Origin of the sequence: Streptomyces sp. MA5143a, from assembly GCF_900290235.1 — a bacterium.
Lineage (GTDB): Bacteria > Actinomycetota > Actinomycetes > Streptomycetales > Streptomycetaceae > Streptomyces.
Map to the genome: position 1 here is coordinate 20,647 of NZ_OLMK01000097.1, position 16,638 is coordinate 37,284.

The 16,638-nt window shown below is 68.9% G+C and carries 15 protein-coding genes, 2 pseudogenes and 1 riboswitch; of the genes and pseudogenes, 12 read left to right on the forward strand and 5 right to left on the reverse strand.

From position 1 onward, the window contains the following. Window positions 1-83 precede the first annotated feature (83 nt). Window positions 84-162, reverse strand: a riboswitch (cobalamin riboswitch). A 691-nt stretch (window positions 163-853) separates the two neighbouring features. Further along, window positions 854-1,558 carry a TetR/AcrR family transcriptional regulator gene (locus SMA5143A_RS34755; RefSeq protein WP_107466811.1) on the reverse strand — a complete coding sequence of 235 codons (705 nt, stop codon included), beginning with the start codon at window positions 1,556-1,558 and terminating at the stop codon, window positions 854-856. A gap of 82 nt (window positions 1,559-1,640) precedes the next feature. On the opposite strand from SMA5143A_RS34755, the gene SMA5143A_RS34760 reads away from it, so the two are divergent. Beyond that, entirely contained in the window at window positions 1,641-2,813 is a 1,173-nt protein-coding gene (locus SMA5143A_RS34760; RefSeq protein ID WP_181362155.1) for an FAD-dependent monooxygenase, read from the forward strand. Between the two features lie 253 nt (window positions 2,814-3,066). On the opposite strand, the gene SMA5143A_RS43215 is transcribed toward SMA5143A_RS34760, so the two are convergent. Continuing rightward, a complete protein-coding gene (locus tag SMA5143A_RS43215; protein ID WP_181362156.1) occupies window positions 3,067-3,327 on the reverse strand; it encodes a hypothetical protein in 261 nt (86 codons plus the stop codon). 142 nt (window positions 3,328-3,469) lie between these two features. On the opposite strand from SMA5143A_RS43215, the pseudogene SMA5143A_RS45015 reads away from it, so the two are divergent. The 3 genes and pseudogenes from SMA5143A_RS45015 to SMA5143A_RS34780 form a co-directional block, all read left to right on the forward strand. Then, window positions 3,470-4,148 (forward strand): annotated as a pseudogene (locus SMA5143A_RS45015) (helix-turn-helix domain-containing protein); the annotation flags it as partial. 358 nt (window positions 4,149-4,506) lie between these two features. Beyond that, window positions 4,507-4,947 carry a GAF domain-containing protein gene (locus SMA5143A_RS34775; RefSeq protein ID WP_107466813.1) on the forward strand — a complete coding sequence of 147 codons (441 nt, stop codon included), beginning with the start codon at window positions 4,507-4,509 and terminating at the stop codon, window positions 4,945-4,947. 266 nt (window positions 4,948-5,213) lie between these two features. Beyond that, entirely contained in the window at window positions 5,214-6,506 is a 1,293-nt protein-coding gene (locus tag SMA5143A_RS34780; protein ID WP_181362157.1) for a prenyltransferase/squalene oxidase repeat-containing protein, read from the forward strand. On the opposite strand, the gene SMA5143A_RS44845 is transcribed toward SMA5143A_RS34780, so the two are convergent. Then, window positions 6,481-6,687, reverse strand: coding sequence for a transposase (locus SMA5143A_RS44845; protein WP_219923626.1), 207 nt, complete (start codon window positions 6,685-6,687; stop codon window positions 6,481-6,483). The genes SMA5143A_RS34780 and SMA5143A_RS44845 overlap by 26 nt on opposite strands. Before the next feature lie 163 nt (window positions 6,688-6,850). Between SMA5143A_RS44845 and SMA5143A_RS44270 the strand changes: the two are divergent. From SMA5143A_RS44270 to SMA5143A_RS43225, 3 genes and pseudogenes are all read left to right on the forward strand, one after another. Then, window positions 6,851-7,336, forward strand: a pseudogene (locus SMA5143A_RS44270) (transposase); the annotation flags it as partial. A gap of 60 nt (window positions 7,337-7,396) precedes the next feature. Next, complete coding sequence (locus SMA5143A_RS34795; protein ID WP_107466815.1) at window positions 7,397-8,206, forward strand: phosphotransferase; 810 nt, start codon at window positions 7,397-7,399, stop codon at window positions 8,204-8,206. A 439-nt stretch (window positions 8,207-8,645) separates the two neighbouring features. Next, complete coding sequence (locus SMA5143A_RS43225) at window positions 8,646-8,936, forward strand: hypothetical protein (RefSeq protein ID WP_181362159.1); 291 nt, start codon at window positions 8,646-8,648, stop codon at window positions 8,934-8,936. 8 nt (window positions 8,937-8,944) lie between these two features. Here the strand turns inward: SMA5143A_RS43225 and SMA5143A_RS34805 are convergent, their stop codons facing one another. Beyond that, on the reverse strand, window positions 8,945-9,973 hold the full coding sequence (locus tag SMA5143A_RS34805) for an MBL fold metallo-hydrolase (protein ID WP_107466817.1): 1,029 nt from the start codon (window positions 9,971-9,973) through the stop codon (window positions 8,945-8,947). A 305-nt stretch (window positions 9,974-10,278) separates the two neighbouring features. On the opposite strand from SMA5143A_RS34805, the gene SMA5143A_RS34810 reads away from it, so the two are divergent. Together SMA5143A_RS34810 and SMA5143A_RS34815 are read left to right on the forward strand one after the other, a co-directional pair. Beyond that, window positions 10,279-11,814 (forward strand): aldehyde dehydrogenase, encoded by a 1,536-nt coding sequence (locus SMA5143A_RS34810; protein ID WP_107466818.1) that lies wholly within the window; start codon window positions 10,279-10,281, stop codon window positions 11,812-11,814. Beyond that, window positions 11,814-12,047 (forward strand): ferredoxin, encoded by a 234-nt coding sequence (locus SMA5143A_RS34815; RefSeq protein WP_107466819.1) that lies wholly within the window; start codon window positions 11,814-11,816, stop codon window positions 12,045-12,047. Before SMA5143A_RS34810 ends, SMA5143A_RS34815 begins: the two co-directional genes overlap by 1 nt. Before the next feature lie 312 nt (window positions 12,048-12,359). Here SMA5143A_RS34815 and SMA5143A_RS34820 read toward each other — a convergent pair whose 3' ends face one another. Beyond that, window positions 12,360-13,016 (reverse strand): TetR family transcriptional regulator, encoded by a 657-nt coding sequence (locus tag SMA5143A_RS34820; RefSeq protein WP_107466820.1) that lies wholly within the window; start codon window positions 13,014-13,016, stop codon window positions 12,360-12,362. Window positions 13,017-13,225: 209 nt separating this feature from the next. On the opposite strand from SMA5143A_RS34820, the gene SMA5143A_RS34825 reads away from it, so the two are divergent. From SMA5143A_RS34825 to SMA5143A_RS34835, 3 genes are read left to right on the forward strand one after another with little or no spacing between them, the layout of a single operon-like run. Next, window positions 13,226-14,701, forward strand: coding sequence for a glycosyltransferase family 4 protein (locus SMA5143A_RS34825; RefSeq protein ID WP_107466821.1), 1,476 nt, complete (start codon window positions 13,226-13,228; stop codon window positions 14,699-14,701). Continuing rightward, the gene (locus SMA5143A_RS34830) at window positions 14,695-15,486 is read left to right on the forward strand and encodes a class I SAM-dependent methyltransferase (protein ID WP_107466822.1); all 792 of its coding nucleotides are present in this window, start codon (window positions 14,695-14,697) and stop codon (window positions 15,484-15,486) included. Before SMA5143A_RS34825 ends, SMA5143A_RS34830 begins: the two co-directional genes overlap by 7 nt. Further along, window positions 15,483-16,562: a prenyltransferase/squalene oxidase repeat-containing protein gene (locus SMA5143A_RS34835; RefSeq protein ID WP_107466823.1), complete on the forward strand. Its 1,080-nt coding sequence runs from the start codon at window positions 15,483-15,485 to the stop codon at window positions 16,560-16,562. The genes SMA5143A_RS34830 and SMA5143A_RS34835 overlap by 4 nt, the downstream gene beginning before the upstream one ends. Window positions 16,563-16,638 lie beyond the last annotated feature (76 nt).

Below are 16,638 nucleotides of genomic sequence, written 5' to 3' on the forward strand. Positions count from 1 at the left end.
GCCGGGCGGCTCGGCTCCGTATTCCTCGACGGTGCCGTGCACCGGCGGACGCCGGTGACGCGAGCCGGTCACAGTTCCGCACAGGGCAGTCCGACTCGCCGATCGCACGGACGGCTTCGGCTCACGGTTGCGGGTCAGTGCCGGATTTGCACCGGCTTCCCCCTGTACGGGCGTGACGACCCGGCTACTCTACCTGCCGGTAGGCAACAGCCCGAGGGCCCCCTGCGCTGGGGGGTTTGTGAACTGTTCAGGGTTGACTGCGCACAAGCGTCTTCTCCCGCATATGAGTGAGTGTCCGGGCGGTGGCGGTCCGTGGCCGGCTGCCACCACCTCGGATGCCGCCCGGCTCACTGAGGAGCAGTGGCGCACCCGCTGGCAGGCGGAGCGGCGGTTCCTTAAGCCTGACGGCGAGCGCGCGACGGTGAGGTTCGCGCACCGGGGTGAGCAGTGGGCCGACCGCAGCTGGCATTTCTCGGCCTGGCCGCCGCCCTCTGCTGCTACGAGCGTCCCGTCCGCCTCACCACGTAGGACACGGTCTGAAGCAACGGCGTTGTCATCCCTTCGACAGAGGGCAACGGTCATGCCGGGCCCGGAGGCCGGCGGCCCTCTCGCAGGACCGCGAAGAACATGACGGGGAGGCCGCTGGTCCTCTCTGCGCCCTTACGCGTCACCAGGAAGCGAGGGCGGCGGCTGATCGAGGCCGTTGAGGGCGGCAAGGGCAGGACCGTTCGAGTTGCCGGGCGCCGCCGTCGTCGTTGCGCGCGGCGCGGTGTCGGGTGGCCGTCGGCCCGACCCGCGGTGATCACCGGCGCCCGGGGAACAGCGGAGCTGCGGCCGGCACGGAGGGCCGCCGTCAGGTCATGAGCGCGTCCCGGGTCGCACCCAGGGCGGCGAGCACGTCCTGGGCCGCCTCACGGAGGACGGCCTCGTCCGGCGGGACGGAGGTTTCCAGGGCTGCTTTGATCGTGTGGCCGAGCAGGTCCGCCCGATGATCCGGGCGGACGTCCTCGCCCGGGACGGCGAGGCCCCCCGTGATGAATCCGGTCAGCACCGCGTCGATCGTGTAGGTCTGGTCCGCCGCCGGGGCCGTGACGGCCATCAGCCCGTGCGCGCGCCATACCTCGACGAGGCGGGCGAGCAGGGTGTGGAAGCCGAGTTCCTGGATGACGGGACGGCCGGCCGGGGTGACGGCGAGCGCGCCGAGGATGTCGCTGTCTCCGGCGTGGATGGCCCGCGTGACGGGGTTGCGGGTGTGCTGCAGGAACACCTCCCGTACTACCTCGCTGGGCAGGGCGGCAGCGGAGTCTTCTCTGATCTCGGCAGCGAGGACGCCGAGTGCCTCGTCGAATTCACGCCGCAGCAGTTCGGCGAACAGTATCTGTTTCGTCTTCCAGTGGAGGTAGACGGTGCCCTTCCCGATACGGGCGCGGCGCGCGATCTCATCCACGGTGACCCGCTTGTAGCCCCACGCCAACAGCAGTTCGCGCGCGGTGGCCAGGATGCGCTCGGCGCGTGCGTGGTCGGCCTGCGGGGAAGCGGCCGAGCGGTCCAAGGTCATGAGCACAGCATCCCACCCCCATCACTGGATGACCAAATTTCGAATCTGGTCATCCAGTACCAATCAAGGGTATGGTCGAGGCATGACCTCTTCGTCACTCCCCCCACAGAGCGCCCGTCGCGCCCTCATCGTCGGATCCGGCATCTCCGGGCTGGCCGCGGCGCTGAGCCTGCACCGGGCCGGCTGGCAGCCCCTGATCGTCGAGCGGGCCCCCGAGCGCCGCACCGGCGGCTACTTCGTCCGCTTCAACGGCCCCGGCTACACCGCCGCCGAACGTCTGGGCATCCTGGACTCGCTCCCGGACCGCCGCGACCCCGACGGGCGTATGTTCGAAGTCGATTCCCGTGGCCGTCTCACACCGGGCCTGACCTTTCCCGAACGCGTCAACGGCACCCCGATGCGGATGCTGCTGCGCAGCGACCTGGAGCGTGTCCTGTACGAGGCCGTGAAGGACCTGGTGGAGATCCGCTACGGCACCGGGCCCGCGACCATCACCCAGGACCGCGACAAGGTAACGGTGACCCTCACCGACGGGTCCGTGGAGAGCGCGGACCTGCTCATCGGGGCCGACGGCATCCACTCCACCGTCCGTTCACTGGTCTTCGGCCCCGAGGACCTCTACCGCAAGGACTTCGACCACGTCGTGGCCGCCTGCCTCATGGACGGCCCGCTGTCCGGTCTGCAAGAGGGCGACAGCGCGGTCGCCACCGCCCCCGGACGCTCCGCCTGGATCAACAGCTATCGCGACCACCCCCCGGTCGCCTTCCTGCTCTACCGCACCGACTGGCCCGCCGCCGAGATCCGCAAGAAGCCCTCGGCCGCCCTGCGCGAGGCCTTCGCCGGCTTCGGCGGGGACCTCGTGCCCGCCATGCTGGAGGCGATGGACCGCTCCGAGTCCGTCCTGTTCGACCAGGTCAGCCAGATCCACATGAGCCGCTGGAGCCAGGGCCGGGTGGTCCTGCTCGGTGACTCCGCCTGGTGCATGACCCTGCATTCCGGCCAGGGTTCCGGCATGGGCATCGCCGGCGGCGAACTGCTGGCCCGGCTGCTCACCGAACACGGTGACCTGCCCACCGCCCTGGGCAGCTGGGAACAGCAACTGCGTCCACATGTCACCCGCCACCAGAAGGAAGCCCTGCGGATGCGGCACTTCTTCATGCCCGCCAACAGCTTCGGCCGCGTCGCTCGCAGCACCCTGATCCGAGCGATCTCCACCCCGGCCGGCGCCAGGCTCGGCAAAGCCCTGATGGGCTGACCATCGCACGAGAAGGAAGACATGCGATGACCCAGACGACCGCGACGTCCCGCCGGTGACCGGCCTGGCCGACATCACGGAGTTCTACCGGAACTTCTACTCCGAGATGGCCGACAGCAAGCATGGTGGACCACCACGGTGCTCGGCGACGGGATACTCGAAGTCCGCTTCCTAGCGTCCTGGCGCACCACCGACGGGCACCTCGCGTCCCAGGTCGCCGTCGAGCACGCGACCGTCGACGCGAACGGGCTGATCACGCAGCTGTGCCGCGTTCGATGGCGATCCGGGCGACGATCTCCCCTGCGTCGGCAGAGACGGAAGGCCGAGGGACGGCGCGCTCGGCAGTGAGCGTCGCCGTAGCGATTCCGGCGCGCTGGGCCGCGCTGGGCAGTTGTTGGACGGTGATCCCGGCGTCGGTGAGAATGCTCAGGTCGAGCCTCCAAGTGATGACTGAGCGGCGCCTCCACAGCGCAAGGGCGGCGTCGATGTGGCGGCGGGCCTTGATGCCGTCCATTTTGGTGACCTTGGTCAGGTGGGCGAAGGCTTTCGATTCCAGGCCGCGGACCTGGGCGTACCCGTAGTGGGTGACGGTATGGCAGTCGGTGCACAGGCAGATCAGCCGCTTCAGGTGCCGGACGCGGGCCGCGTCGTCGTATGAGGCGGCCGAGCGGTTCGCTCGTGATGAGACGTCCGAGGTGGTCGCCAGAGAGCTTCGGGTGACATCGCGGTCGGTGCGACGTTGGCGGCGGATTGGGTTGAGGGCGGTGCGGACGCCCTGCGCTCGAAGGGGCCGGCCTCGGTGGAACGGCTGAGCTCCCGGCGATCGAGGTGTGGAAGGCCGAGGTGTGGTCGCGGGTAGAAGGACCGCGGCGGACCTGGGCGCCCACGTCTGCTTCGAGGACGAGGCAGGCCAGGGGCTGAAGCCGCCCAGGGGACGCACCTGGGCACCGCGCGGAGCCCGGCCGGTGGTGCGGGTGCGCGGACGCAGCCGGGGACGGGTCAACATCGCCGGCGTGGTCTGCTACCGCGCCGGACACCGCTCCCGGTTCTTCTTCAAGCTGCACATCTGGCACGGGCGCCGGGGCGAGCCGAAGGCGTTCTCCTGGCGCCAGTACCGCGGCCTGATCGTCATGACTCACATCCAGCTCGGCACCCCGGTGGTGTGGTGCTGGGACAACCTGACTTCCAGATGCCTTCGTACGCACCAGAGTTGAACCCGGCCGAGGGGATCTGGTCGCTCCTCAAGGGGCACCTGGCCGACGGTTGTCTGCCACCACCGGTCTGACCATGGACGTCGACGCGGTCAGACCACCGGACTCCGCGAGTTCAACCTGAGTAGATATATGGCCATGGCTCAAAATCATCCCTTTGGCGCAATTTAGATCTCAGGATGCACACATGTTCTTCAGGCGGGGTGGCCGGGTGGGGTGAATTGTGCAGAAATGGCCGATATAAGATATTAAAACTTCAAGGAGCCTCTGGATCTTCGGCTTTCATTGTGCAACTCTGAATTCCAGGGAAGCCCTCCCCTCGAATTCCGACGAGGAGGGCTGAGGTAATTTGCCGTGGGTTTCGTTCTGGAGCTTGCGGCCGACGGTGGCGCGGTCGAGCGGCGGAGAGCCGGCCCACTCAACGAGTTTCTGAAACGATCGCCGGCATATACCCTTCCGGGCACAGACAGAAGGATACTAGCATGATCACAGATGAAACTGAGATGGAGAGTTGGCTCAGGGAATTCCTCGGAACCTACAGCGGCGTGGCCGGCTCTGTTCATGTGCGCCAAGGCGACGGCGTTGCGCTGGCTGCCGCCGTCAACCTGCCGCCGAAGGTGCGGGAAGTTACGGCGTTTGTGCCTCGGGGCAAGGGCATGGCGGGGCTGGCCTTGGAGCGGGGGGTGGCGGTGCAGTCCTGCAATATCCAGACGGATGACAGCGGTGTTGTCCGACCGGGGGCGCGGGCGGTGAATGCTCAGGCCGCCGTGGCGATACCGGTACGCGACGAGAACGGGGACGTCGCGGCCATCGTAGGTATCGCATTCGCGGGCGAACGGGCAGAGTTCCTGGATGCGGAATTGCAATCGATGGAAAACCATGCCCGAGCACTTCTTGACAGGGTTCAAGGCGTCTTTCAGTAACGGTGGGCGGGGCGGGGATGCTCTGCACGGTTTGGGCGAAAAGGTCGAGATCTGGTTCAGGGTCCGCCTGGCAAGCCATGCGACGACGCGTCACCTTCACCGCACCGTCACCCGCCTCGCCAGCGGGATCAACAACTACGTCAGCGCTTGGAACACCGGCGCGAAACCGTTCGCCTAAACCGCTGGGCTCACACCGAGGTCCGCCAACCTCACCGACAACGACAAGGCAAAGGAATCGATTAGTGGCACTAGATGGGGTGAACTCGGTGGGTTCCGCGGCAATCCTGGAGATGAGGAAAAGGGCTGGCGACTGGCTGCTGAGGCATCAGGGCTCATCCGGAGCGTGGGGGTTGCGTCTCAAAGCCGGCGGGCCGGATCCGAGCGTTTTCATCACCTCTTTGTCCGGATTGGCACTATTGAACATTGATCGGGCGGCCGCCGAACGGGCCGCCGAGTGGCTGGCGGGCGAGCAGTTGGAGAACGGGGCATTCGGTGAGGGAGACAGCCGACGCCTGTACCGTCCTGCGGCCACCGGTATGGGGACGTGGCTACTGTGCGCCGTGGACAGGGAGCGATACGCCGCCCAGATCGCCAAGGCGGTCGATTACTTCAGGGGGTGTCAGGAGAAGGAGGGAATGCACCGCGGTGGTATCGGCGCGGGGAGGACCGGGGTGTTCGGCACCCCTGGCCATCCGAACCGAGAAGTCACCATGGGTGGGCCCTCCATAACCGATACCATGTTTGCTACGGCGGCTCTGCGGCACGCGGGGGTCGCACCCAGCGACCCCCTCTGGAGGGAGATGGTGGAATACGTCCATTGCTGTCACAACACTCCCTTGATCAACAATCGTCCGGATGTCCAGGAGTATCTCGCCGACAACAGGTTCTGCCTTTCTGGCGATGGAGGAATACTTGTAACCCTGGACCGCTACCGGCGGCCGCCCGAGGCGCGGGAAGCGGTGGGTCAGAATCTGACCCCCATCATATCGACCGGACTCGCCACACTGCAGGGAATGTTTATCTATCTCGGGGCGGGACTGTCCCATTCGTCACCGGAGGTGACGACCACTCTCGACTGGCTCCGTCAGTACTACACCGTCAGTGAACACGCGCAATACGCCGACGCACTCAACTTTGATTTTGACCAGTCACCGCGCTGGCCTAAGGGGCATCCCGGTATGACGGTCACCGATGATCCCGACACGCAGGGTTCCAGCGTGCCCGCGACCCGACTGAAGTCCTCCAGGGGTTTTCGTTTCGTCGATCGTGGCGATACGGTGGAAATCGTTCCCGACCGACATGGCGACCCGAGTCAAGCGGGCCTGTACCTGTACCTGTGGCTCATGGCGGAATGCCTAAATGAATTGGAGATCAAAACGCTGCTCACCGCCGACGGCCGCGAGCATTTCTGGGTCAACGAGATGGCTTCCCACTTGCGCTCACTGCAACGTCCCGACGGGTCCTGGAGTAACAGCAACCCCCAGTTCATGGACAATGATCCCGCCCTCGGTACCTCGCTCGTTCTCAACAGTCTCAATGTTCTGGTGCCTCGGTTTTGAAGTTACTGATGACGGCTCTTCGAGGTGAGGCGGGGTTGAGGTGTTCCCGGTGGCGGCGGGTGGGTAGTCGCTGGTTTTCGGGGTTGCGGAAGCCGTAGGCGTCACGGGCGACGGTTTTGATGACGCGGTTGGTCCCTTCGGAGCCGGCGGTGGTAATGCCGGTGTGCAGGAACGCGAGGATTTCCGGTCACCAGGTCTCGATCGTGGTTGCCAAGTGAGCGTTTGGTTAGCTTTTCGGATGGTTCACGCTGTTTTCCAGCGGCCAGATACGAGCACTGGACCAAGCGATCTGCCGGAAAAGTGGCTTCTGCGGCAATCGGCAGACCAGATGTGCGCCGGGTTCCGACAGCCAGAGCGTCAAAACCTCCGCCACCGTCCCCCTGACCGGCCAAGGCACCGACCCGGCCAAGAAAAATCATCGGTCGCAAGCGGCACATCGTCTCCGACACACTCGGCCTCCTGCTGGCCGTCGCCGTCATCGCCGCCAGCGTCCACGACTCCGCCGCCGGCACCCAAGTCCGCGAGCGCCACCCCACCATCACCAAAGCCTGGGCCGGCAACGGCTACAAGACCAAAGCGTCGAACACGCCGCCGAGATCGGAATCGACCTCGAAATCGTCCAGCGCGACCCCGCCCTCCGCGGCTTTCACGTCCAGCCCCGCCGCTGGGTCATCGAACGCAACTTCGGCTAGCTCATGCACCACCGCCGCCTGGCCCGCGACTACGAAACCCGCCCACACCGATCAGCCGCCATGATTCAGCTCGCCGCCATCAACCTCATGACCCGCCGCCTCACCCACGAAGCCACCACCAACTGGCGCGACAGCTAAACCAAATGAAACGGACAAGCAAGAACCAGACGCTCGCTTAGGGAGGGTAGGTTCGGGAACATGCGGACGGGGAGACTGCTGGGCGCGGGGCGCACGGCGGACGTGTACGAGTTGGAGAACAAACGGCCGAGGACGCCTCAGCACGGAGAGGCCGCCCAGGGGGCTGGCGTTCACGGGGCCGACCGCGGGGCGGACGTTCAGGGGGTCGACCGTGGGGCGGATGCTCACGGGGCCTGGGTGCTGCGCCGGTACCGGGACGGTCGGGGTGACGCGCGGGCCGAGGCCGAGATCATGGAGCACGTACGGGCTCACGGCTACCCCGTCCCACGCGTCCGCGCGGCCACCCGCACCGACCTGATCCTGGAGCGCCTTTCGGGCCCGACCATGCTGGAGGCGATCGCTGCGGGTGCCCTCCCGCCGGCGGCGGCCGGAGCCGAGCTGGCCCGCCTTCTCCACGCGCTGCACGCGCTCCCGCCCCGTCGCTCCACCGACCCGGCGACCCGCGTCCTCCACCTCGACCTGCACCCCGAGAACGTCCTCCTCGCCCCGGACGGTCTCGGCGTCATCGACTGGGCCAACGCCGAGGAGGGCCCGCCCGGCCTCGACTGGGGCATGTCGGCGGTCATCCTCGCCCAGGTCGCGGCCGACACGGCCGACCCCCGCGCCCATTTGGCGCACACGGTCCTCACCGGCCTCCTCACCCACCAGTCGAGCAGCGGCCCCTCAACCCTCACGGACGAGGGCCTGACGGAGGCGATCACCCGCCGGTCGAAGAACCCGACGATGAGCACGCGAGAGATTCGACTCCTCAACCAGGTGAAGGAGTTGATCCGTTCAGCCGGGGCCCGCGTAGGCACTACGGATTCTTGATGACAGTGAAATCAAAGAAGAAGTCCGGGTGTGCCGCGATGATCGCAAGAGGTCGGCCCACTCGCGGCGTGCTTCGAGGTTTCGGCGCGGCTCGACATCGTCCCCGATGACCAGCGCATTGCGGACGGCTCGGCTGACAGGAGTATCGCGCAATCCCAGAACCAGTTCGCGCAGACGTCGGCAGGCGTCTTCCGGCTCACCTTCGGACCCGAGCATGTGGACGAGTTGACGGTGGCGGTCGCCCCGCAGCTTGTCGGCGGTCAGACCGTCGTCCTTGCGGAACGCAGCATCCCATGTGATCCAGGTGTCATGGCATGTCACATGTGTGTCAGTCGCCGTCTGGCATACGGCTGGCATGGACCGAGATCCCTTGCCGGATGACCGTTGACGCACGTGATCCATTCAACGTGCTCGCCAACGGCAGGACGGGGACAACAAGATGAACCGACGAGTCAGCAGAATTCTCGCCCGCACCGTGGTGCGCATCATCTGGGATATCGGATCGGGCATCACAACAGACGGCTCGACCTCCGACCACATCGCGATGGGCTTTTTCGGCCTGATCTTCCTGGTGGTCAGCGCAATGGGCCGCATCACGCAAGAGCGAGAGCGAGAGCAAGAGCAAGGGCAAGGGCAAGGGCAAGGGCAAGAGCAAGAGCGTCGAGCCGTGTGCCGCGTCTGCGGGGCGGCACGGGGGCGTTGCGTGAACAGGCACTACCGCCGCCGCTGAACCCGGTCTCACGCCGCCACGTACGTCACCGGGTCGGTCCCCGGTACCGCCTCCGCCCGGCCTTGTTTCACCAGGCGGCGCAGGTGGGCCTCCGCCTCCGCGACGGCGATGTTCCGCGAGCTGTACGGGATCTGGGCCCAGGGGCGGTTCCACTCCATGCGTTCGGCGAGCTGCCACGGAGTGAGCGGGGTGGTGAGGAGGGAGCGCAGGTCGCCGAGGCGGGACTCGTGGTGCGTGAGCAGCTCCCGCACACGGGCCGAGGCGTCGGTGAACGGGTACTGGTGGGCCGGGAGGACCTCGGCCGGGCCCAGCCGGGCGACGCGTTCGAGGGAGTCGAGGTAGTCGCCGAGCGGGTCGGTCACCGTCGTGTCGTCGGGGTCCTCGTACAGGCCGATGTGCGGGCTGATCTCGGGGAGGAGGTGGTCGCCGGAGAACAGCCGCCCCCGGCCCGGCAGTTCGGCCGGGTGGTCCTCCTCCAGGTGCAGGCAGACATGCCCGGGGGTGTGGCCGGGCGTCCAGATCGCGCGGAGGCGGCGGCCGGGCAGGTCGAGGAGTTCGCCGGGGACGATCTCGCGGTCGGGGAGCGCGGGGGAGAGGCCGGGCAGCGTGCGGCGACCGTGCGGGGCGCGCAGCGGCGCCACGTGCTCCACGGGCGCGCCGGCCGCCGTCAACTTGGCCGCCATGTACGTGAACCAGCGCTCCGGCCGCGTCTCCCGCGTCCGCCGTACGACCGCCGCGTCCGCCGCGTGCATGGCCAGCCAGGCGCCGGACGCCTCCCGCACCTTGCCCGACAGGCCGTGGTGGTCCGGGTGGTGGTGCGTGATGACCACGCCGGTGATCTCCCCGACCGACGTCCCGCACGCGACGAGGCCCTGGCACAGGGTGTCCCAGGAGGCGGGGTCGTCCCAGCCGGTGTCGACGAGCACGGGTCCGCGATCGGTGTCGACGACGTACACGAGCGTATGGCCCAAGGGGTTGTCCGGGATGGGGACCTGAAGGGACCGGACGCCGCCACCATGGTCGTGCACCTGCGTCATGGGCTCCCCAATCGCCGCCGTCCGGCCACTATAACTAGAACAGGTTTCGATGGGAGGCCGAGTCAACCGTCCCTCTCCACCGTCCCCGTCCGGCGTCCCCGTCAACCGTCCCCAGACGTGCGTCCGCCGCCCCGACGCGTAACCCGGGACCGCCCCGCGCGGAAGGCGTACTTCGCGGACTTCGAGTCCCTGACGACCTGAGGCCCGGCCCACCCCGTGGACTCATCGAACGGGAGCTGGTATCAGTTCCCGTAGCGCCCTATCTGATGCATCGTCAGAAATTGGCTCCGGGGAGGCAGTCGGCCATGACCGAGCTCGTGGAACACGGACAGCTGTTCATCGGCGGGGAGTTGACGGACCCCCTGGGCACGGACGTCATCGAGGTGGTCTCGCCGCACTCGGAGGAGGTCATCGGCCGCGTACCGCACGCCTCACGGGCGGACGTCGACCGGGCCGTGGCCGCCGCGCGGAAGGCGTTCGACGAGGGGCCGTGGCCCCGGACGACCCTCGACGAACGCATCGAGGTCGTCGCCCGCATCAAGGACGCCTTCGCCGTGCGCCACGAGGAGTTCGCCCGCCTCATCAGCGCACAGAACGGCACCCCGTTCACCTCCAGCGTCATGGTGCAGGCCCTCGCCTCGATGATGGTCTGGGACGCGGCGATCACCACGGCCCGGAACTTCACCTACGAGGAGCACCGCGACGGCGTGCTCGGGAAGATCCTCGTGCGGCGCGAACCGGTCGGGGTCGTCGCGGCCGTCGTCCCGTGGAACGTCCCGCAGTTCACCGCCGCCGCCAAACTCGCCCCCGCGCTGCTCGCGGGCTGCCCCGCGATCCTGAAGGTCTCGCCCGAGACCCCGCTCGACGCGTATCTGCTCGCGGAGATCGCCGCCGAGGCCGGCCTCCCCGAGGGCGTCCTGTCGATCCTCCCGGCCGACCGCGAGGTCAGCGAGTACCTCGTCGGGCACCCGGGCGTCGACAAGGTCTCCTTCACCGGCTCGGTCGCCGCGGGCAAACGCGTCATGGAGGTCGCCGCCCGCAACCTCACCCGCGTCACCCTGGAACTGGGCGGCAAGTCCGCGGCGGTGATCCTGCCGGACGCCGACGCGCAGACCGCCGTCAACGGCATCGCGCCCTTCGCCTGGATGATCAACGGCCAGGCGTGTGTCGCCCAGACCCGCATCCTCGTCCCGCGCACCCGCTACGACGAGTTCGCCGAGGCGTTCGCGGCCGCCGCCTCCGCGCTCAAGGTCGGCGAACCCCTCGACCCCACCACCGAACTCGGCCCGCTGGTGGCGCGGCGGCAGCAGCGCCGCAGCCTCGACTACATCCGCATCGGCCAGGAGGAGGGCGCCAAGATCCTCACCGGCGGCGGCCGGCCCGCCGGCCTCGACCACGGCTGGTACGTGGACGCCACCCTCTTCGGCGACGTCGACAACTCCATGCGCATCGCCCGCGAGGAGATCTTCGGCCCGGTCATCTGCCTCCTCCCGTACGGCGACGAGGCCGAGGCCGTACGGATCGCCAACGACTCCGACTACGGCCTGAGCGGCAGCGTGTGGACCGCCGACGACGAGCGCGGCGTCGAGATCGCCCGCCAGGTCCGTACCGGCACGTACTCCGTCAACACCTTCAGCCTCGACATGTTCGGCCCCTTCGGCGGCTACAAGAACTCCGGCCTGGGCCGCGAGTTCGGCCCCGAGGGCTACGGCGAGTACCTGGAGCACAAGATGATCCACCTGCCCGCCGGGTACCAGCCACCCGCCGATGCCGCCGATGCCGCCGATGCCGCCGATGCCGCCGATGCCGCCGATGCCGCCGGGGGAGAGGGGGTGGGCTGATGGGCGACCGCTGGCACGTGGAGGTCGACCGGGCGATCTGCATCGGCTCCGCCCAGTGCACGCACCTCGCCCCGGACGCCTTCCGCCTCGACACCGCGATGCAGTCCCACCCCGTCGAACCGGACACCGAGGCGGGTGAGCGCATTCTGAAGGCGGCGGAGGGCTGCCCGGTGGAGGCGATCTCGATCACCCTGCTGGGCAACGGGGAGCCGGTGTTCCCGCCGGAGGAGTAAGAGGCAGGAGGAGAGTGGAGTAAAAAATCCCGGTTGGGGGGTTGCATCCCCCTATGGGCGTTCTATTCTGGAATTCGGCCTACGGGACGAGTGAGGGAGTTCGACCGGAGTAGCCGACATGGGCGTGAGGCGCAGGTCTCCGCAGATGCCGACGTCGACGGTCGGGCTGAGAGGCCGGAAGGTCGCTGGTAGAGGACCGGACGGCGACCCCCAGAACCTGATCCGGGTCATACCGGCGCAGGGAACCCGTCTCGTAGGTCCTTCATGTGCTGGTGGGTCTTCATCCGCCCCGGTGCCCGCGCGGCGCCGGGGTCATTTCGTGTCCCCCGGTGCCGTCAGGTCGATCAGACGGCAGACCGTCTCGATGTCGATCTTCACCTGGGCGATGGAGGCACGGCCGGAGAGCCAGGTGATGAGGGCCGAGTGCCAGGTGTGCTCGATGACGCGGACGGCGGAGAGCTGCTCGGGCGTGGGGTGCTCCAGCCCCATCGCGTCCAGGATGATCGCCGTCGTCTGGTGGGAGACCTGGTCCACCTCGGGGCTGACGCTGCGGTCGGCGAACGTGAGCGCGCGGACCATGGCGTCCGCGAGGTGCGGCTCTCTCTGGAGCGCCCGGAACGCCCGCATCAGGGTCTCCGCCACCCGCTCCGCGGCCGTCTCGCCGGTCGGCGGCTTCTTGCGCAGCGTTCCGTGCATGTGCTCCAACTGGTCCTGCATCGTGGCGACCAGCAGATGGATCTTGGAGGGGAAGTAGCGGTAGAGCGTGCCCAGGGCGACCTGCGAGGACTCGGCGACCTCACGCATCTGCACGGCGTCGAAACCGCCCCTGCTGGCCAGCTGCGCGCTCGCGTGCAGGATCCGGCGCCGACGGGCCTCCTGCCGCTGGGTGAGGGGCGGCGAGTCCGGCCGCGACTCCGGTCGCGGTTCCTGTCGCGCGCTACTGGCGTCCACCTTGGCTTCCGCAGGCATGGGTACCGTTCCGTGACAGTCGGTGAGGGCGTGCGATCCGACAGCATGCCAGGGCGCGTGCCGTGGCGTGAATCACCTGATCCACCGCTCACCGCGGCCCTACCTGCCGGTAGATTCAGTGCTCCTTGAACGATCAAGTCTGTAACTTGTTCTAGATTACCGTCCCGACGTAATCTCACCGGACAACACAGGCAGAAGGGGGCCCGAGAGTGACCGCTGAGGCCAGTGAGGCGGGGCATCACGCCGGCCCCGCCGCCGACGGCGGACCACCGCTCAACATCGCGCTCCTCACCTACAAAGGGAACCCGTTCTGCGGGGGCCAGGGCGTGTACGTACGGCACCTCTCGCGTGAACTCGCCCGCCTCGGCCACCGGGTCGAGGTCATCGGCTCCCAGCCCTACCCCGTCCTCGACGAGGACGCCGTTCCCGACGCCGGACCGGGCGGGCTCTCCCTCACCGAGCTGCCCAGCCTCGACCTGTACCGGCAGCCCGACCCCTTCCGCACCCCGGCGCGCGACGAGTACCGCGACTGGATCGACGCGCTCGAAGTGGCGACGATGTGGACCGGCGGCTTCCCCGAGCCCCTGACGTTCTCCCTCCGCGCCCGCCGCCATCTGCGCGCCCGGCGCGGCGAGTTCGACGTCGTCCACGACAACCAGACCCTCGGCTACGGTCTGCTGGGCGAGGTGGGCGCGCCCCTCGTCACCACCATCCACCACCCCATCACCGTCGACCGGCAGCTGGAGCTGGACGCCGCCGAGGGCTGGCAGCGCCGTATGTCCGTACGCCGCTGGTACGCCTTCACCCGGATGCAGAAGCGCGTCGCGCGCCGGCTGCCGAGCGTGCTCACCGTCTCCGGCACCTCCCGCCAGGAGATCGTCGACCACCTCGGCGTACGCGGCGACCGCATCCACGTCGTCCACATCGGCGCCGACACCGACCTCTTCTCGCCCGACCCGTCCGTCGCGCGGATACCCGGCCGGATCGTCACCACCTCCAGCGCCGACGTGCCGCTGAAGGGCCTCGTCTTCCTCGTCGAGGCGCTGGCGAAGGTCCGCACCGAGCACCCGGCCGCCCACCTGGTCGTCGTCGGCAAGCGGCCCACCGAGGGCCCCGTCGCCCAGGCCGTGGAGCGCTACGGCCTCGACGGCGCCGTCGACTTCGTGAAGGGCATCTCCGACGCCGAGCTGGTCGACCTGGTCCGCTCCGCCGAGGTCGCCTGCGTGCCCTCCCTGTACGAGGGGTTCTCGCTGCCCGCAGCCGAGGCCATGGCCACCGGCACGCCCCTGGTCGCCACCACCGGCGGCGCCATCCCGGAGGTCGCCGGACCCGACGGCGAGACCTGCCTCGCGGTGCCCACGGGCGACGCGGGCGCCCTGGCCGCCGCGCTGAACCGGCTGCTCGGCGACCCCGACCTGCGGGCCCGGCTCGGGCACGCGGGCCGCGAGCGGGTGCTGCGCCGCTTCACCTGGGCCAAGGCCGCCGAGGGCACGGTCGCCCACTACCGCGAGGCGATCGCCCGCGCCGAGGGGCGCCCGGCGGGGGCCGCCGCGCGCACCGCCCCCCGCGCCGTACCGGCGGCGGACCACACCGCCGACCGAGTCGTCGACGCCCACGAGGCCGTCGAAGAAGCAGTTGAAGCAAACCGCGAAAGCGCCGACCGCGAAAGCAGGGCCACGTGCTGACCGTCGACTTCTCCCGGTTCCCGCTCGCCCCGGGGGACCGCGTCCTGGATCTCGGCTGTGGAGCGGGCCGGCACGCCTTCGAGTGCTACCGGCGCGGCGCCCAGGTCGTCGCCCTCGACCAGAACGGCGACGAGATCCGCGAGGTCGCCAAGTGGTTCGCGGCGATGAAGGAGGCCGGCGAGGCCCCCGAGGGCGCGACGGCCACGGCCATGGAGGGCGACGCCCTCGCGCTGCCCTTCCCCGACGAGTCCTTCGACGTGGTGATCATCTCCGAGGTCATGGAGCACATCCCGGACGACAAGGGCGTGCTCGCCGAGATGGTCCGGGTGCTCAGGCCCGGCGGCCGCATCGCGATCACCGTCCCGCGCTACGGCCCCGAGAAGGTCTGCTGGACGCTGTCCGACGCGTACCACGAGGTCGAGGGCGGCCACATCCGCATCTACAAGGCGGACGAACTCCTCGGCAAGGTCCGCGAGGCCGGCCTCAAGCCGTACGGCACCCACCACGCGCACGCCCTGCACTCGCCGTACTGGTGGCTGAAGTGCGCGTTCGGCGTCGACAACGACAAGGCGCTGCCGGTCCGCGCGTACCACAAGCTGCTGGTCTGGGACATCATGAAGAAGCCCCTGGCCACCCGGGTCGCCGAACAGGCGCTCAACCCGCTGATCGGCAAGAGCTTCGTGGTGTACGCGACGAAGCCGCACCTGCCGCGGATCGCGGACGCCGACGGCGACGCGGGGACCGAGTCCGGTGCCGGTGCCGAGGCCGGGGTGGCCGCCCAGTGACGACGCCCCGGACAGAACACCTGGTCCTGCCCGGGGTACTGACCGCCGAGCAGGCCGCCGCCACCGTCCGCGGGATCCTCGCGACGCAGCGGGAGGACGGCGCGATCCCCTGGTTCCGCGGACACCACCTGGACCCCTGGGACCACGTCGAGGCCGCCATGGCCCTCGACGCGGCCGGTGAGCACGAGGCCGCCGAGCGCGCCTACACCTGGCTGCTGCGGCACCAGAACGAGGACGGCTCCTGGTACGCGGCGTACGCCGACGGCGACGCGGCCGATGTCACCGACCGCGGTCGGGAGACCAACTTCGTCGCGTACATAGCCGTCGGCGTCTGGCACCACTACCTGGCCACCGGCGACGACACGTTCCTCGATCGCATGTGGCCCGCCGTGCACGCGGCGATCGAGTGCGTGCTGCGGCTCCAGCAGCCCGGCGGGCAGATCGGCTGGAAGCGCGAGGACGACGGCACGGCCGTGACCGACGCCCTGCTGACCGGCTCCTCGTCCATCCACCACGCGCTGCGCTGCGCGCTGGCCATCGCCGAGCAGCGGGAGGAGCCGCAGCCGGACTGGGAGTTGGCCGTGGGCGCGCTGCGGCACGCGATACGCCGGCACCCCGAGCGGTTCCTCGACAAGGACCGCTACTCGATGGACTGGTACTACCCGGTGCTGGGCGGCGCGTTGACGGACGCGGAGGCCAAGTCCCGTATCGAGGAGGGCTGGGACCGCTTCGTCGTCCCCGGCTTCGGCGTCCGCTGCGTCGTCCCCAACCCGTGGGTGACGGGCGGCGAGTCCGCCGAACTCGCCCTCGCGCTCTGGGCGATGGGCGAATCCGACCGGGCCCTGGAGATCCTCCAGTCCATCCAGCACCTGCGCGACCCCGCGACCGGTCTGTACTGGACGGGTTACGTCTTCGAGGACGGGGCCGTGTGGCCCGAGGAACTGACCTCGTGGACGGCGGGATCACTGCTGCTTGCGGTGGCCGCGCTCGGCGGCGACGAGGCGACGTGCGCGGTGTTCGGCGGGGAGCGGCTGCCGCGTGGTCTGGACGACATAGAAGAGTCGGACTGCTGCTGAGGTCCGGCCTCGGGGTGGGGTGGTTGCGCTTCGTGGCCGACAAGCGGGTCGTCCGTGGCCGCTCGCGCAGTTCCCC

What these genes read in the sequence shown, in the direction of transcription:
- SMA5143A_RS34755 (WP_107466811.1), bottom strand. Translation starts at nt 1,558, where the DNA reads ATGACCTTGGACCGCTCGGCCGCTTCCCCGCAGGCCGACCACGCACGC.
- SMA5143A_RS34760 (WP_181362155.1), top strand. Translation starts at nt 1,641, where the DNA reads ATGACCTCTTCGTCACTCCCCCCACAGAGCGCCCGTCGCGCCCTCATC.
- SMA5143A_RS43215 (WP_181362156.1), bottom strand. Translation starts at nt 3,327, where the DNA reads ATGGACGGCATCAAGGCCCGCCGCCACATCGACGCCGCCCTTGCGCTG.
- SMA5143A_RS34775 (WP_107466813.1), top strand. Translation starts at nt 4,507, where the DNA reads ATGATCACAGATGAAACTGAGATGGAGAGTTGGCTCAGGGAATTCCTC.
- SMA5143A_RS34795 (WP_107466815.1), top strand. Translation starts at nt 7,397, where the DNA reads ATGCGGACGGGGAGACTGCTGGGCGCGGGGCGCACGGCGGACGTGTAC.
- SMA5143A_RS43225 (WP_181362159.1), top strand. Translation starts at nt 8,646, where the DNA reads ATGAACCGACGAGTCAGCAGAATTCTCGCCCGCACCGTGGTGCGCATC.
- SMA5143A_RS34805 (WP_107466817.1), bottom strand. Translation starts at nt 9,973, where the DNA reads ATGACGCAGGTGCACGACCATGGTGGCGGCGTCCGGTCCCTTCAGGTC.
- SMA5143A_RS34810 (WP_107466818.1), top strand. Translation starts at nt 10,279, where the DNA reads ATGACCGAGCTCGTGGAACACGGACAGCTGTTCATCGGCGGGGAGTTG.
- SMA5143A_RS34815 (WP_107466819.1), top strand. Translation starts at nt 11,814, where the DNA reads ATGGGCGACCGCTGGCACGTGGAGGTCGACCGGGCGATCTGCATCGGC.
- SMA5143A_RS34820 (WP_107466820.1), bottom strand. Translation starts at nt 13,016, where the DNA reads ATGCCTGCGGAAGCCAAGGTGGACGCCAGTAGCGCGCGACAGGAACCG.